At 75.9% G+C, this 15125-nt stretch carries 17 protein-coding genes; 10 read left to right on the forward strand and 7 right to left on the reverse strand.

Features of this window, described 5'->3' with window-relative positions; all coding sequences use genetic code 11:
• The 7 genes from flgL to BMZ33_RS10565 all read left to right on the forward strand — a co-directional run bounded on the left by flgL (nt 1) and on the right by BMZ33_RS10565 (nt 4771).
• Entirely contained in the window at nt 1-903 is a 903-nt protein-coding gene (flgL, locus tag BMZ33_RS10535) for a flagellar hook-associated protein FlgL (protein WP_091109606.1), read from the forward strand.
• On the forward strand, nt 900-1304 hold the full coding sequence (fliW, locus tag BMZ33_RS10540) for a flagellar assembly protein FliW (protein ID WP_091109608.1): 405 nt from the start codon (nt 900-902) through the stop codon (nt 1302-1304). Before flgL ends, fliW begins: the two co-directional genes overlap by 4 nt.
• 86 nt (nt 1305-1390) lie before the next feature.
• Nucleotides 1391-1720 carry a carbon storage regulator CsrA gene (gene csrA, locus BMZ33_RS24450; protein WP_169064143.1) on the forward strand — a complete coding sequence of 110 codons (330 nt, stop codon included), beginning with the start codon at nt 1391-1393 and terminating at the stop codon, nt 1718-1720.
• 220 nt (nt 1721-1940) lie between these two features.
• Entirely contained in the window at nt 1941-2372 is a 432-nt protein-coding gene (locus BMZ33_RS10550; RefSeq protein WP_091109611.1) for a hypothetical protein, read from the forward strand.
• A gap of 65 nt (nt 2373-2437) precedes the next feature.
• Nucleotides 2438-3520, forward strand: coding sequence for a sigma-70 family RNA polymerase sigma factor (locus BMZ33_RS10555; protein ID WP_091109613.1), 1083 nt, complete (start codon nt 2438-2440; stop codon nt 3518-3520).
• A gap of 151 nt (nt 3521-3671) precedes the next feature.
• Nucleotides 3672-4016: a hypothetical protein gene (locus BMZ33_RS10560; RefSeq protein WP_091109614.1), complete on the forward strand. Its 345-nt coding sequence runs from the start codon at nt 3672-3674 to the stop codon at nt 4014-4016.
• Nucleotides 4013-4771, forward strand: a complete 759-nt coding sequence (locus tag BMZ33_RS10565) for a hypothetical protein (RefSeq protein ID WP_091109617.1) — start codon at nt 4013-4015, stop codon at nt 4769-4771. The genes BMZ33_RS10560 and BMZ33_RS10565 overlap by 4 nt, the downstream gene beginning before the upstream one ends.
• Before the next feature lie 15 nt (nt 4772-4786).
• On the opposite strand, the gene BMZ33_RS10570 is transcribed toward BMZ33_RS10565, so the two are convergent.
• From BMZ33_RS10570 to BMZ33_RS10585, 4 genes are all read right to left on the reverse strand, one after another.
• Nucleotides 4787-6694 (reverse strand): NlpC/P60 family protein, encoded by a 1908-nt coding sequence (locus BMZ33_RS10570; protein WP_091109619.1) that lies wholly within the window; start codon nt 6692-6694, stop codon nt 4787-4789.
• 165 nt (nt 6695-6859) lie between these two features.
• Nucleotides 6860-7057 (reverse strand): hypothetical protein, encoded by a 198-nt coding sequence (locus BMZ33_RS10575; protein ID WP_091109621.1) that lies wholly within the window; start codon nt 7055-7057, stop codon nt 6860-6862.
• A gap of 11 nt (nt 7058-7068) precedes the next feature.
• Nucleotides 7069-8385, reverse strand: coding sequence for a citrate synthase (locus tag BMZ33_RS10580; protein ID WP_091109623.1), 1317 nt, complete (start codon nt 8383-8385; stop codon nt 7069-7071).
• 91 nt (nt 8386-8476) lie between these two features.
• Nucleotides 8477-9871, reverse strand: coding sequence for a class II fumarate hydratase (locus BMZ33_RS10585; RefSeq protein ID WP_091109626.1), 1395 nt, complete (start codon nt 9869-9871; stop codon nt 8477-8479).
• Between the two features lie 156 nt (nt 9872-10027).
• Here BMZ33_RS10585 and BMZ33_RS10590 point away from each other — a divergent pair, with 156 nt between their 5' ends.
• Together BMZ33_RS10590 and BMZ33_RS10595 are read left to right on the forward strand one after the other, a co-directional pair.
• Nucleotides 10028-10606 carry a hypothetical protein gene (locus BMZ33_RS10590; protein WP_091109629.1) on the forward strand — a complete coding sequence of 193 codons (579 nt, stop codon included), beginning with the start codon at nt 10028-10030 and terminating at the stop codon, nt 10604-10606.
• A gap of 186 nt (nt 10607-10792) precedes the next feature.
• Nucleotides 10793-11827, forward strand: coding sequence for a hypothetical protein (locus BMZ33_RS10595; RefSeq protein ID WP_091109631.1), 1035 nt, complete (start codon nt 10793-10795; stop codon nt 11825-11827).
• Between the two features lie 67 nt (nt 11828-11894).
• On the opposite strand, the gene glpX is transcribed toward BMZ33_RS10595, so the two are convergent.
• On the reverse strand, nt 11895-12962 hold the full coding sequence (glpX, locus tag BMZ33_RS10600; protein WP_169064144.1) for a class II fructose-bisphosphatase: 1068 nt from the start codon (nt 12960-12962) through the stop codon (nt 11895-11897).
• A 68-nt stretch (nt 12963-13030) separates the two neighbouring features.
• On the opposite strand from glpX, the gene BMZ33_RS10605 reads away from it, so the two are divergent.
• The gene (locus tag BMZ33_RS10605; protein WP_091109633.1) at nt 13031-13663 is read left to right on the forward strand and encodes a DUF4245 domain-containing protein; all 633 of its coding nucleotides are present in this window, start codon (nt 13031-13033) and stop codon (nt 13661-13663) included.
• 7 nt (nt 13664-13670) lie between these two features.
• Here BMZ33_RS10605 and BMZ33_RS10610 read toward each other — a convergent pair whose 3' ends face one another.
• Nucleotides 13671-13889 carry an exodeoxyribonuclease VII small subunit gene (locus tag BMZ33_RS10610; RefSeq protein WP_091109635.1) on the reverse strand — a complete coding sequence of 73 codons (219 nt, stop codon included), beginning with the start codon at nt 13887-13889 and terminating at the stop codon, nt 13671-13673.
• Nucleotides 13886-15106, reverse strand: coding sequence for an exodeoxyribonuclease VII large subunit (gene xseA, locus BMZ33_RS10615; RefSeq protein ID WP_091109638.1), 1221 nt, complete (start codon nt 15104-15106; stop codon nt 13886-13888). The genes BMZ33_RS10610 and xseA overlap by 4 nt, the downstream gene beginning before the upstream one ends.
• Nucleotides 15107-15125: the final 19 nt, after the last annotated feature.

Raw genomic sequence — 15125 nt, forward strand, 5'->3', positions numbered from 1 at the left:
GTGCGCATCACCCAGAGGGCCGTGGCGCAGACCGCGCTGCTCGGGCTCAACCGCAACCTCACCGAGCTGGGCAAGCTGCAGCAGCAGCTCACCTCCGGCAAGGTCGTCAGCAAGCCGTCGGACTCGCCGACCGGTGTCAACCGGGCCATGCAGATCCGGCAGGACCAGGCGGCGGTCACCCAGCAGGCGCGCAACATCTCCGACGCGCGGGCCTGGATGGACACCACCGACAGCACGCTGCGGACCGTGTCCGCCCAGGTGCAGCGGGTCCGGGACCTCACCGTCCAGGCGTCCAACGACGGTGCGCTCTCCGACAGCGGCCGCGCCGCCGTCGCCACCGAGCTCCGGGAGATCCGCAAGAGCCTGATCGGCCTGGCCAACACCGCGGTCGACGGCCGGCCGCTGTTCGGCGGGATCACCACCGGGGCCGCGGCCTACCTCGAGGACGGTACCTACGCCGGCGTCGGCGGCGCCGACGGCATCCCGGTCGTGGCGACCACGCGGCGGATCGCGAACGGGGAGGACGTGCGCATCGACGTCACCGCGCCCGAGGTCTTCGGCGACCCCGCCGGTGTCGACCTGTTCGCGCTGGTGGGCAAGATCGCCGACGACATCGGCAGCGACCCGGCCGCGCTCGGCAGCGACCTCGACGCGCTCGACGCCTCGCTCGACCGGCTGCTGACCGGCCTGTCGACGATCGGCGCCCGCGCGGCGCGGGTGGAGACCGCCGCGCAGACCAACACCGACGTCCAGCTCTCGCTGAGCAGGCAGCTGGCCGAGGTCGAGGACGTCGACCTGCCCAAGACGATCATGCAGCTGCAGTTCCAGCAGACCGGCTACCAGGCGGCGCTCTCGGCCACCTCCCAGGTCATCCAGCCCTCGCTCGTGGACTTCCTGCGGTGACGCTCGCCCCCGTCGCCACCCTGCCCCTGCTGGGCATGGTCACGCCGCTGCCCGGGTTCCCCGAGTTCCGCGACTACGTGCTCGTCACCGCCGACGGCGACGGGCTGCTGTTCTGGCTGCAGTCCCTGGACGTCGGCGGACCGCGGTTCCTGGTCATCCCCCCGGCCCGGTACTTCGCCGACTACGACCCCGTCCTCCCGGCCGCGCTGCTCGACGAGCTCGGCCTCGACGACCCCGCCGACGCACAGGTCTACGTGCTCGTGACCGTGCCGGCCGGGGGACCGTCGGCGGCGACGGCGAACCTGCGCGCCCCGGTGGTGGTCAACCCCGGCACCTGGCGGGCCGCCCAGGTCGTGCTGCCTGACGGACGTCATCCGATCCGGCGGCGCCTCTGCCGATGATGGAGGGGACGGCGCACCCGCCGTCCTGGCCCGCCCCGGCGGGCACCGCCACGGAAGGCCGGACACACACCCATGGAGGGGTACCCGTGCTCACACTGACCCGCAGCGTCGGCGAGACGATCCGCATCGGCGACGACATCGAGGTGCACGTCGTCGAGGTGCGCGGCGGCACCGTCCGCCTCGGCTTCAAGGCGCCCCGCGAGGTGACCATCCACCGCGAGGAGGTCTACCGGCAGATCGCCGAGGCCAACCTGCTCGCCGCGCAGGTCACCGCCGACACGCTCGGCGCGCTCGCCGCCTTCGCACCGCCCACCGACGGTGACGCCGACACCGGGAACGGCGCCGGCACCGCTCCGGCAGCCGCTCCCCAGCGGGCCGCGCGGGGCTCCGCCTCGCCGGGGGGCCGCGCCCGCTGACGACTCGCCACGGACGCCGGCCCGGCGCCTCGGCAACTCTCGCCGTGGCGCCGGCCCGCCGGGTCCGTCCGGTCGCCGTCGTCAGCAACAACTGACGAAGGTGGCCCCGCACATTGCGTAGGGCACGGCGAGTTGTGTGCCCGTCACCGTCCGCTCATCCGCCAGAGTTGCCCCGAGCACGTCACAGGGGGCGATGAACATGCGACAGAGCGTTGCAGCAGTGCAGGGGTCCGGCGTCGAGGCCGGCACCGGTCCGACGGCCGACACCGTCGTCGTGCACGTCCAGCTCCGCCCGCGGAGCGGGTCCACCCGCCGCTGCCTCGCCGAGCTGGCCGCGCTGGCCGCCGCGCACCCCGCCGTCGGCTTCGGCGTCAGCGGCCTCGGCAAGGACGACCGCGTCGTCCGCGTCACCGTCGGCGTCGAGCTCGGCCCCCGCGAGGCCATCGCGCGCTTCTCGCCGCAGGCCCAGGCCGCCTACGCCTTCGTCAGCGACCTCTTCACGGTCCTCTACGACCACATGCCGGTCTACGCCGCCGAGCCCGGCCCCGCCGAGCGCGCCGCCGCGGAGGCCCTCCTCGTCGCGGCCGACCCCGAGGTCGCCCCCGTGCCGGGCCCCCGCTCACCGATGGCGGACGAGCGCGTCGCGCTCTGAAGCCCCTTCCCGAGGGGCCGTCGCCCCTCGGCCGTCGCCTTCCCCGCGATCGCCCAGGAGTACCGGTGACCCAGCCTGCCCCCGCCCCGTCCGCCGACACCCGCGCGCCGCTCGTCTTCGGCGGTGTCCCCGAGGCCGAGGGCTTCGCCGGGGTGCCCATCACGCCGCGCGACCGGGTGCACTTCCGCGCCGACCGGGAGCTCCCGCTCGCGCGCCTGCGCGCCGACCTCCCCGACGGGGTGAGCGTCAGCCACGACGAGGGCGAGGGGCTGTACCGGGTCGACGGGCCCTGCGGCCAGGGCGCCGTGCTCGCCGACTGGGTCCGCGCCTGGTGCGCCACGCACGGCGCCACCACCGTCGGCCTGCGCGCCGAGGCCGACGTCCGCCGGCGCGCGCCGCGCGACCTGCCGCCGGCCTTCCTCGAGGACCTGTGCCGCCACTACATGCCGGTCAGCCTCAAGCGGCTGCAGCGCAACATGAGCACGATCCGGCTGCACCTGCCCGACCCCGACGACCTCGCCCAGCAGGTCGCCGAGTGGATCCTCAAGGCCGTCGGCCAGTACGACGAGACCAAGGGCGTCCCGTTCGGGGCCTTCCTGGCCACCCAGCTGTCCAAGTGGGTGCACGACCTGGGCCGCAACGCGCACGGCCGGACGGCGGCCGACACCGAGAACCGGCAGCAGAAGGCGGTCGCCGCCTTCCAGGCCGAGCACCAGCGGCGGCCCACGGAGCGGGAGCTCGCCGCCTACATGGGGCAGAGCGTGGCCACCCTGCGCCGCAACTCGCAGACCGTCGCCACCCTCAACGGGCTGCGCAACCTGCAGTCGCTGGACGGCACGCCGGACGCGACCGAGGTGCTCCTGCCCGACTCCGACGAGGCGCCAGACCAGATCATGGACGAGGCCGAGCAGACCCTGCTCTCGCACGCGCTGACCGCCGCGTGCGCGCCCGACCCCACCGCCGCGCGGGGCCAGCGGGCCGCCCAGCCCAACGTCCTGGGCTGGGCCACCTGGTACCTGACCACCTGGGGCGGGCAGACCAAGACGCAGGTCTCGGCCGACCTCGGCACCTCGGTGCGCAACATGAACGTGCACGCCGACCGCGTCGAGCGGGCGCTGAAGGACCGGCTGGCCGAGCTCAGCGAGTAGCGGGCGAAACGGATCCGATCGGTCCGCCGGATCCGGGTCCATCCGGGTCCGGACCTGCCGATACCGAGAGCGTGACCGCGAGTCCTGCCCGATCCCGCGCCGCCGGCGCCGGAGGGGCCGACCCGCACAGCCGTCCGGGGGGAGGTGCACGGTGAGCGTCCTGCCCGCCGGCGACCCCGCCGCCGCGGCGCTGCTCCCGCACTGGCTGTCGGAGGAGGACCGCGGCGACCTGGCCGCCGTCGTCCGCGCAGCGCTGACCGAGCCGGGGGTGCACCCGGTCGCCGCGGTGCACCTGGCCGACGTGCTCACCGAGCTGCACGTGGCCGCCGCCCGCGACGCCGTCTGGCCCGGGCCCGCCGCGCGCGTGCGCCGGGTGACCGGCTGGGCCGACGACGTGCTGCCGGTGCGGCTCTCGGCCGCCGAGCTCGACAGCGTCCTGGACCTGACCGCGCTGCCGTTCGCCCTGCGCACCCTCCTCGGGAGTCGCCGCCCGTGAGCCCCGAGCACCCCCGCTCCCGTGCCGGCCTGCTGCAGCGGCTGCGGCCCCGGCCGGTCGACGTCGACCTCCTGCACGAGACCGCCACCGCCGTGCTCCCGGGCCTGGCGACCGGCCGGCTGCGCGCCGCCGTGCTGGCCGATCCCGCCCGCGGCCCCGTGCTGGTCCTCGCCGAGGACGAGCGCCGGGTGCGCACCCCGCTGCGTGACCTCGCCGAGGACATGACCGACGCCGGCGTGCCGCCCACCACCGCCGCGGTCGCCGCCGCGCTCACCGACCTCGTCGCCGCCCGCCCGGTCAGCGACGGCGCGGCCGCCACGGCCGGCGTGGCCGTCCTCGACTGGACCGACCGGGCCCGTGCCGCCGTCGGCTGGCGGGTCGTCGTCCGCCGGGGGGAGCGCACCGTCGGCTGGACGCCGTCGGACCGCGCCGACGCCGCCGTCGTCGGCCGCACCCGGACCGCCGCGCTCGCGCGCGCCGCCGAGGCCGGGGGCGTGCTGCGGGTCGAGGGGCCGGTGGTGCTGTGGTCGCACCCCGGCGCGCCGATGCTGGCCTCGGCGGCCCTGGCCGACCCCGCCCGCCTGCTCGCCCGCATCGCCGACGCCGGGCTCCGCCTGGTCGAGCCGCACGTCGTGGTGACGCCGATGCGGCCGATGGCGTGCGCCTCCGCGGCCGTCGCCGCGCGGCTGGGCGAGACCGGCGAGGCCTGCGTGCGCCTGCCCTGGTCGCGCCTGCCCGACCTCCGCTGGCTGTAGAGGACTCCGTCGCCGCTAGTCGACCAGGTCGCCGAACTCCCAGTGCCAGGGCTCGGGCTTCTCGCCGCCGGGCCGCGCCCAGTCGGGGTTGACGAAACCGAACGCACCGGCGTGCTGGGTCATCCAGGTCCACTGCGGGGTGCCCGCGACGTTGATCCCGCCGCACAGGTCCACCGCCAGCGCCCACCCGTGGTTCGACGTCCCCGGCACCGCGGCCAGCGCCGGCTTGCGGCGGAACGCGTCCACCTGCGCGGCCATCGACCGGTAGGAGTCGGTGATGCACAGCGGGGTGCCGAACGCCGCCTGGTAGGCCTGTGCCAGACCCGCGTAGCCGGCCGCGGCGTCGCAGCGCAGCGCGTGGCCGCGGGCGACCGGGCACAGGGCCGCCGTCGGGATCCGGCCGTTGGACCAGCCGCCCCACGCGGGGCTCACCGGCCCGGCCGGCGCGGGCACGGCACCGCAGGCACCCCGGCCCGACGTCGACGCCGGCAGCGGCGCGTTGGGCTCGGCGGGCGCGGGCAGGGTCACCCGGACGGCGCGGGCGTCCGCGGGCATCGACCGGACGCCCACCTGGTAGCTCGCGGCCGAGGCGCCGAGCACGTCGTCCCCGCCGAGGTAGAGGCCGACGTCGAGGCCGCCGTCGGAGACCACCAGGTCGCCGACCTGCAGCTGCGACGCGGGCACCACGGTCGCGGCGGCCCACTGCCCGGCGGCGGTGGCCGGCAGCGCGTACCCGCCGAGCAGGAAGGAGGCGGCCACGAGTCCGCCGCAGTCGTAGGTGTCGGGCCCGGCGGCGCCGGCGACGTAGGGGCGGCCCGCCTGGGCCAGCGCGCTGCTCACCGCGGCCACGGTCTCGGCGGGCAGCACGGTCACCGGGCGGTTGCCGGCCACGGCCCACGCCACGCCGGGCACGGCCTGCCCCGCGGCGTCGAGCGCGGGGGAGAAGCCCTCGGGCAGCGCGGCGGGGTCGGCCAGCTCGGCCGCCGACGGCGGCTCGACGCCGGCGGTCGCCAGCTCGGTGAGGTGGCCCTGCCAGCGCTGCAGGGCGGCGGCGTTGCGCGCCTGCTGCTCGCCCGCGGCGGGCACGGTGCCCAGGGCGGCCAGCTGGACGGAGACGTCGAGCCCCAGGTCACCGGCGGTCGCCCGGATGCCACCCAGCAGGGACCGGGCCTGCGCGGTGGCCGAGTCGACGGCGGCCCGCGCGGCGGCCACCCGCGCCGCGGCAGCCTGCGCGGCGGCCTCGGCGCGCTCGGCGCGGGCGACCGCCGCCTCGCGGTCGCCGGCGGCGCGGTCGGCCAGCGCCTGCCGGTACAGGACGTCGGGGGTGCCGGCGGGCGCGGTGGCGTCCAGGCCGAGCACCGGCATGCGGGTCAGGGCGGAGGCGCGGTAGAGGTCGGCCGCGGCGGCGCCCACGGCGGCCTGCTCGGCGGCGACGGCCGCGCGGGCGCCCTCCTCGGCGGCGACGGCCTGCTCCACGGCCGCCCGGCGACCGGTGATCTCGGTCTGCAGCCGGCGGTAGGCGTCGGCGTCCTGCAGCAGCGTGCTCCGGGCGGCCAGCGCCAGGCCGGCGGGGTCACCGGGCACGGTGGCCGCCCCGGGGGCGGAGGTCGCAGGGGCCAGCAGCACGGTGAGCACCGGCACCAGCAGGGTGGCCAGGCCGACGACGAGCAGCCGGGCGCGCCAGGGGCCGCGCGTGCCGGTGGGCCGGGGAGCCGGCCGCGCGGCCGGGCGGCGACGGGTCGACGTCCGCGTGCGGCCCGTGGCCGGCCGGGTGGGGCGCGGGCGGGCACCGGCGGGAGCACCGGCGGCGGCGCGGGCGGCGAGCAGGGCCCGCAGCGCCTCGGCCTCGCGGGCGGTCAGCTCGCGGCGGGGGGCGGGGACACCGGTGGTCCGCGGGGAGGCGGTGGTGCGGGGTGCGGGCACTGCGGATCCCCCGGGCGTCTCGACTGGCGTGGCCGGCTCCGCGGCGGACGTGCCGTGGAGCGCTCGCCGTCAGATCGACGCGGCGGGGGACCCGGAGGAGGGAGGGGGGAGGCGGTCTCACCCCGGGGGGTGAGGGGGGCAGCCCGGACGGGGGCGGGAGGGCGCTCAGCGGTCGGGTGGCCACCAGGCGCCGTGGCGGGGCACCAGCGCGATGCGGTGCTCCGCCCCGTCCTCGGTGGAGACGACGAGCTCCACGGCGGTGACCGCCACCGTGGACTCGTCGTCGAGGCGCAGCAGCCGCCCGGTCGCCAGCGGCACCGGTGGCAGGACCAGGGCGTCCTCGCCGGGCGGCTCGCTGCCCATGCCCGCCCGGGTCAGCGCTCGGCGAGCGGGACGAAGGCCCGCTCGGTCTCGCCGGTGTAGACCTGCCGCGGGCGGCCGATCTTCGTCGACGGGTCGCTGATCATCTCCCGCCACTGGGCGATCCACCCGGGCAGCCGCCCGAGGGCGAACAGCACGGTGAACATCCGGGTGGGGAAGCCCATCGCCCGGTAGATCAGCCCGGTGTAGAAGTCGACGTTCGGGTAGAGCTTGCGCTCGACGAAGTAGTCGTCGGACAGCGCGATCTCCTCGAGCTGCTGGGCCAGGTCCAGCAGCTCGTTGTTGCCACCGAGCTTGGCGAGCACCTGGTCGGCGGTCTTCTTCACGATCGCCGCCCGCGGGTCGTAGTTCTTGTAGACCCGGTGCCCGAAGCCCATGAGCTTGACGCCGGGCTCCTTCTTCTTCACCCGCTCGACGAAGGCCGGGATGTCCCCGCCCTCGCGCTGGATTGACTCCAGCATCTCCAGCACCGACTGGTTGGCGCCGCCGTGCAGCGGGCCGAACAGCGCGTTGATGCCGGCCGAGACCGAGGCGAAGAGGTTGGCCTGCGAGGAGCCGACCAGCCGCACCGTCGACGTCGAGCAGTTCTGCTCGTGGTCGGCGTGCAGCACGAACAGCATGTCCAGGGCCGCGGCCAGCTCGGGGTCGACCTCGTAGGGCTCGGCGGGGAAGCCGAAGGTCATCCGCAGGAAGTTCTCCACCAGGCCGAGCGAGTTGTCCGGGTAGAGGAAGGGCTGGCCGACCGACTTCTTGTAGGCGTAGGCGGCGATCGTGGGCAGCTTGGCCAGCAGCCGCACGGTGGAGATCTCCACGTGCCGCTCGTCGAAGGGGTCCAGTGAGTCCTGGTAGAAGGTCGACAGGGCGCTGACCGCCGAGGAGAGCACCGGCATCGGGTGCGCGTCGCGGGGGAAGCCCTTGAAGAACTGCTTGAGGTCCTCGTGCAGGAGGGTGTGCCGCCGCAGCCGCTCGTCGAACTCGCCGAGCTGGTCGGCGGTGGGCAGCTCGCCGTAGATCAGCAGGTAGCTGACCTCGAGGAAGCTGGCCTTGCCGGCGAGCGCGTCGATCGGGTAGCCGCGGTAGCGCAGGACCCCGGCGTCACCGTCGATGTAGGTGATCGCCGAGGTGCACGCGGCGGTGTTGACGAAGCCGATGTCGAGGGCCACCTGGCCCGTCGTCGACAGGAGCTTGGAGACGTCGAGGCCCGCGGACCCCTCCGTGGCCGGCACCACGCGCAGCGGGAGCTCACCTCCCGGGTGCCGGAGAGATACCTCGGGGGTGCTGTCGGCTGAGGTCTTCGCTGTCTCGGTCATCGCATCGCGACGCTACTGGCGTCGGGGCTCCGCGACGACAGGTAGCCGTCCGCGAGGGTGGGCCCGGCGCCCGCCGGCCCAGCCCCGGACGTCAGGGGTGGGTCATGGACAGCACGTCGAGGGCCTCGTCGAGCTGCTGCTCGGTGAGCTTCCCCTGCTCGACGTAGCCGCGCTCCACCACGACCTGGCGGATGGTCTTCTGCTCGGCCAGCGACTGCTTGGCGACCTTGGCCGCCTCCTCGTACCCGATGTACTTGTTCAGCGGCGTCACGATCGACGGAGAGGACTCCGCGTACTCGCGGCACTGCTCGACGTTGGCCACGATCCCGTCGACGCAGCGGTCGGCGAGCAGCCGGCCGACGTTGGCCAGCAGCCGGATCGACTCCAGCACGTTGCGGGCCATCAGCGGCAGCGTCACGTTGAGCTCGAAGACGCCGGTGGTGCCGGCGTAGGTGACCGCGGCGTCGTTGCCGATCACCTGGGCGCCCACCTGGATCACCGCCTCGGGGATCACCGGGTTCACCTTGCCCGGCATGATCGAGCTCCCCGGCTGCAGGTCGGGCAGCTGGATCTCGCCCAGGCCGGTGCGCGGGCCCGAGCCCATCCACCGCAGGTCGTTGGCGATCTTCACCAGGCCGACGGCGATGGTCTTCAGCTGGCCGGAGGCCTCGACGAGCGCGTCGCGGGAGCTCTGCGCCTCGAAGTGGTCGCGCGCCTCGGTGAGCGGCAGGTCGAGCTCGGTGGCGAGCGTCTCGATGATCGCGGCGGCGAACCCGGGCGGGGTGTTGATGCCGGTGCCGACGGCGGTGCCGCCCAGCGGCAGCTCGCCGATGCGCGGCAGCGAGGACTGCAGCCGCTCGACGCCGTAGCGCACGGCCGCGGCGTACCCGCCGAACTCCTGGCCCAGGGTGACCGGGGTGGCGTCCATGAGGTGGGTGCGGCCGCTCTTGACGACCTCGGCGAACTCCTCGGCCTTGCGCGACAGCGAGGCATCCAGGTGCTGCAGCGCCGGGATGAGGTCGCGCACGATCGCCCGGGTGGCGGCCACGTGGATGGCCGAGGGGAACACGTCGTTGGACGACTGCGAGGCGTTGACGTGGTCGTTGGGGTGCACCGGCGTGCTCGTGGCCTCGGTGGCCAGGGTCGCGACGACCTCGTTGGTGTTCATGTTGCTCGACGTCCCCGAGCCGGTCTGGAAGACGTCGATGGGGAAGTGCTCGTCCCACTTCCCGGACGCGACCTCGCCGGCGGCGTCGGCGATCGCCCGGGCGACGTCGCCCGGGAGGACACCGAGGTCGGCGTTGACGCGTGCGGCGGCACCCTTGATGGCGGCCAGCGCGGCGATGAGCTCGCGCTCGATGGGGGTGCCGGAGATCGGGAAGTTCTCGACGGCACGCTGGGTCTGGGCCCGCCACTTGGCCCAGGCGGGAACGCGGACCTCCCCCATGGAGTCTCGTTCGATGCGGTGGTCCTGCTCCGTGGCCACGCTGGCTCCCGTGTGGTGTCGGTGGGATCTGTGCTGCACGCGTGACCCTAGAAGCACCCCGTCCTCCCCACTCCTCCCAGGCCCGGAGCGGGACCCGGGAGGCAGCTCCGGCAGGCCCTACGGTCCCCCGGACGTCCCCAGCCCCGAGGAGGGCCCGTGTCCCACCCGCCGTCCGTCGACCCGTCCTGGGAGCCGCCGGCCTGGACCCCGCAGCCGGCGGCGGGCACCCCCGCGGGCGCGTGGACGCCGTGGGGGACCTGGGACCCCGCCGCCGGCCGGGCCGTCCCCGCTCCCGCACCGCCGGCCGCACCGCCGGTGTCCGCCGGCCGGCCGCTGCTGACCGTGCTGGCCGCGACCGCCGTCGGTGCCGCCGGCCTGGTCGTCGCCGCCGTCCTCGGCGCGCTGGTGCTGACGTCGGCCGCCGACGACGTCGGCCGCGGGATCGGCGAGGGCATGGCCGAGGCGGTGGACGCGCAGACGGGCGGCTACGCCGACCCGTACTGGACCGGCGGGACGCTCGGGCCGGTGGAGCAGTCCGACCCGGTGGAGCCCGGCGAGCTGGGCCCCGACCCGGTGCTCGACGCCTACGCGCAGAGCTGCTTCGGCGGCGACCTGCAGGCCTGCGACGACCTGTTCTACGAGTCGCCACCGCAGTCGGAGTACGAGGACTACGGCTCGACCTGCGGGGGCCGGGTGCGGCAGTACGAGGTCCCCTACTGCACCGACCTGGACTGAGCGGCCGTCCCAGCCGGCCCCCAGCCGTCCGCAAGCGCGTCCGAGCAGGCTGTTCGCGACCCGAGGTGCCGCCGGGGGTCCTGGGGCGGGGCGCCGCCGTGCCGTGACCGCGCCGTGCTCCCGGTCCTCCCGGGGCCGACCTAGCCTGTCGAGCGCAACCGACCCGTAGCCGAGGAGTCCGCCACCATGTCCCAGCCTCCCTCCCCGCCCCCGGGCGGCACCGACCCCGGGGCCCCGCAGCCGGGGCAGCAGGGCTGGGGCGCGGCCGACCCGACCGCGCAGGCCGGCCAGCCGGCGCCGCCCACGTCGCAGTTCCCGTCCGGGCAGTACAGCCAGCAGTACGGCCAGCAGCCCCACGGCGGCCAGGACCCGAACCAGGCCCCGTACGGACAGCAGTACGGCCAGCAGCCCTACGACCCCAGCCAGGCGCAGTACGCGCAGCAGTACGGACAGCAGTACGGCCAGCAGCCCTACGGCGGCTACGACCCGAGCCAGGCCCCGTACCCGCAGCAGTACGGCCAGCAGTACGGCCCGCCCTACGGCCAGCAGTACGGCCCGCCCTACGGCCAGCAGCCGGCCGCGGACAGGAAGAACCTCGTCGTCGCGCTGACCGTCGGTGGCGTCCTGCTGCTCGCCGGCCTCGCCGTCGGGCTGTTCTTCCTGCTCCGCGGGGACGACGGCGGCACCACGGTGGCCGACCCGACCACCACGAGCGCGAGCTCGTCGTCGAGCCCGTCGAGCTCGTCCCCCTCGCCGTCGTCCGGCGGCGGCAGCGGTGCCACCGGGGAGCCGCAGCCCCCGGTCGGGCTCGGCGCGGACGAGGAGGGCGACTGGCAGGCCCAGGCCGACGCCTGCTACGCCGGCGACTGGGCCGTCTGCGACGACCTCTGGCTGGACACGCCGGTCGGCTCGCAGTGGGAGCAGTACGCCGGCACCTGCGCCGGTCGCGTCGACTACGAGGAGGGCACCTGCGAGCCCCGGCTCGGCGACGGGGGCAGCGGGAGCGAGGCGGTCACCCCGACCGACCCGACCGCGCCCACGGGGCTGGGCGACGACCCCGAGTACCAGCCGCTGGCCGACCAGTGCTTCGCCGGCGACTACGCCGCCTGCGACGAGCTGTGGGCGCAGAGCCCGGTCGACTCCCCCTACGAGGAGTACGCCGGCACGTGCGCCGGGCGGCTCCCGTACGAGTCGCTGGGCTGCGAGGACCGGCTGGACTGAGCCGGACCGACCGCGCAGCGGGCCCGGCACCCCCGAGGTGCCGGGCCCGCCGTGCGTCCGCCCGGGGTCAGCCCGTGGTGTCGTGCCGGTCGAAGGGCACCGCGGAGTAGGCGCGCAGCTTCTCCAGCGCGTGCAGGCTCTCGATCGAGCGGATGGTGCCCGAGCGCGACCGCATGACCAGCGACTGCGTGGTGCAGCCGCCGGCGCGGTACTGGACGCCGCGCAGCAGCTCGCCGTCGGTGATGCCGGTGGCCACGAAGAAGACGTCGCCGCGGACGAGGTCGTCGATCTGCAGCACCCGGTCGAGGTCGTGGCCGGCGTCCAGGGCCTTCTGCCGCTCCTCGGCGTCCTTGGGCCACAGCCGGCCCTGCAGCGCACCGCCCATGCACTTGAGCGCGCAGGCGGCGATGATCCCCTCCGGCGTGCCGCCGATGCCCATGAGCAGGTCGACGCCGGTGCCCTCGCGGGCCGCGGCGATGGCGCCGGCGACGTCGCCGTCGGTGATGAACTTGATCCGGGCGCCGGCCTCCCGGACCTCGTGCACCAGCTGCTCGTGCCGCGGCCGGTCGAGGATGCAGACGGTGACGTCGGCGACCGAGCCGCGCTTGGCCTTGGCGACCCGCCGGATGTTCTCGGCCACCGGGGCGGTGATGTCGACGACGTCGGCGGCGGCCGGGCCGGTGGCGATCTTCTCCATGTAGAAGACGGCCGACGGGTCGTACATGGCCCCCCGGTCGGCCACCGCCATGACGGCGATGGCGTTGGGCATGCCCTTGGCCATCAGCGTGGTGCCGTCGACCGGGTCGACGGCGACGTCGCACTCCGGGCCGTTGCCGTCGCCGACCTGCTCGCCGTTGAAGAGCATGGGCGCCTGGTCCTTCTCGCCCTCGCCGATGACGACGACGCCCTTCATGCTCACCGTGCCGATCAGGGCGCGCATCGCGTCCACGGCCGCGCCGTCGCCGCCGTTCTTGTCGCCGCGGCCGACCCAGCGCCCGGCGGCCATCGCCCCGGCCTCGGTGACCCGCACGAGCTCGAGCGCGAGGTTGCGGTCGGGCGCGGGCCGGTCGGCCCGGAAGCTGCTGCTGGTGTGCGTGCTCGCCGTCAGCGGGCCGTCGGGCACGGGAAGGTTCACGGGACCTCCAGGTCGGCCCCCGGCGCCGGCGCGGCGGGGTGGGTCAGCGGTGCTGCGATCCTAGGGGAATGAGCACTCCCGGCCCGTCGAGCGAGCAGGCCGCACACCAGGGGGCAGGACCGCACGCCGACGAGCAGCCACCCCCGCCGCCGTCCGCGGTCGAGCGGGCCAACCGGATGAGCGCGGCCAACATGCTCCGGTCGCTGCTGCCGCTGGTGGTCATCTGCCTGCTCGCCGTCGGCTGGATCGCCTTCCGGCAGGGCGACCCCGACCCGGTGCGGCCGATCGATCCGACGAGCTCCGTCCAGCTGGCCGCCGCGCGCGCGTCCTACGCCGTCCAGGTGCCCTCCGAGCTGCCCGACGGCTACCGCCCCACCAGCGTGCGCACCGACGCCGGGGGCGCCGTCGACGGCGCTCCCGTGACGCTGGAGATCGGCTACGTGACCCCCTCGACGGAGTTCGCCGGGTACGTGACCAGCGACGACCCCGGCGCCGACCCCCTCTCCGCGGTGCTCGACGGCGCGCGGGCCGACGGTACGGTGCGGCTGGCCGGCGAGGAGTGGACCCGCTCGACCACCGGCCGCGGGGAGACGGCGCTCTCCCGCGAGGAGGACGGCGTGACGCTGCTGGTGACCGGCTCGGCCACGGACGCGGAGCTGGAGACCGTCGCCGCCGCCGTCGCGCCGGTGCCCGCGCGCTGAGCCCGGCTCAGGCCTGCGGCTCGCCGGGGGTGGCCGCGGCCAGCCGCTCGCGCGCCCGGTCGAGCCAGTGCTGGCACAGCCCGGCCAGCTCCTCGCCGCGCTCCCACAGGGCCAGGGACTCCTCGAGGGTCAGCCCCCCGGCCTCGAGCCGGCGGACCACCTCGGCCAGCTCCTCGCGGGCCTGCTCGTAGGTCTGGGTCGGCTGCTCCGGGGTCGCCTCGCTCACGGCTCCCCATCCTGCCGGTCGACCCGGACGGGCAGCCGACCACCGGCGACCCGCACCGCCAGCCGCTCGTCGTCCCCGACCGCGGCCGGGTCGCGGACCAGGGCGCCGTCAGCCCGCTGCACCAGCGCGTAGCCCCGCTCGAGCGTGGCCTGCGGCGAGAGCGCCGCGACGCGAGCCCGGGCGTGCTCGAGGTCACGCTCGGCGGTCTCGACGCGGTGGGTGAGGGTGCGCCGGGCCCGGTCGCGCAGCGCCGAGACGTCGTCGGCGCGGCCGTGCAGCAGCCGCTCGGGAGCGGCCAGCGCCGGCCGGCTGCGCACGCCCTCCAGCCAGCGCACCTGCTGCTCGAGCCGCAGCGCGAGCAGGTGCCGGGCGCGGGCGCGCAGCCCGTCGACCAGCCGCCGCTGCTCGCCGATCTCGGGCACCACCCGGTGCGCGGCGTCGGTGGGGGTGGCCGCCCGCACGTCGGCCGCGTGGTCGACCAGGGTGGTGTCGGTCTCGTGCCCGACGGCGGTGACCACCGGCGTGCGGCAGGCCGCGACGGCGCGCACCAGGCCCTCGTCGGAGAAGGGCAGCAGGTCCTCCACCGAGCCGCCGCCGCGGGCGACGACGATGACCTCGACCTCCGGGTCGCGGTCGAGCCGCTGCAGGCCGTCGATGACCGACGCGGCGGCGTTCACGCCCTGCACCAGGCTGTGGTGGACGGCGAAGCGCACCGCGGGCCAGCGCCGCCGGGCGGTGACCAGCACGTCGCGCTCGGCGGCGGAGTCCTTGCCGGTGACCAGTCCGACGACGGCCGGCGCGAAGGGCAGCGGGCGCTTGCGGGCGGCGTCGAAGAGGCCCTCGGCGGCCAGCAGCCTCCGGATGCGCTCGATGCGGGCCAGCAGCTCGCCGAGGCCCACGGCGCGGATCTCGGTGGCGCGCAGCGAGAACGACCCGCGGGCGATGTAGTAGTCGGGCCGGGCCCGCACGACGACCCGGGCGCCCTCGGTGAGCTCCAGGCCGGGCCGGTCGGCGACGTCGCGGGCGCAGGTGACCGGCACCGAGAGGTCGGCGGCCGGGTCGCGCAGGGTGAGGAAGACCGTCGCCGCCCCGCGCCGGGACAGCTGGGCGACCTGGCCCTCGACCCACACCTCGCCCAGCCGGCCGATCCACTCGGCGACCTTGCGGGCCACCGTGCGCACCGGCCAGGGCGCCTCGGGGGAGGAGGGGGCGGTCATGCCCCGAGCGTGCCAGGGG

Source organism: Geodermatophilus dictyosporus (assembly GCF_900115505.1).
Lineage (GTDB): Bacteria > Actinomycetota > Actinomycetes > Mycobacteriales > Geodermatophilaceae > Geodermatophilus > Geodermatophilus dictyosporus.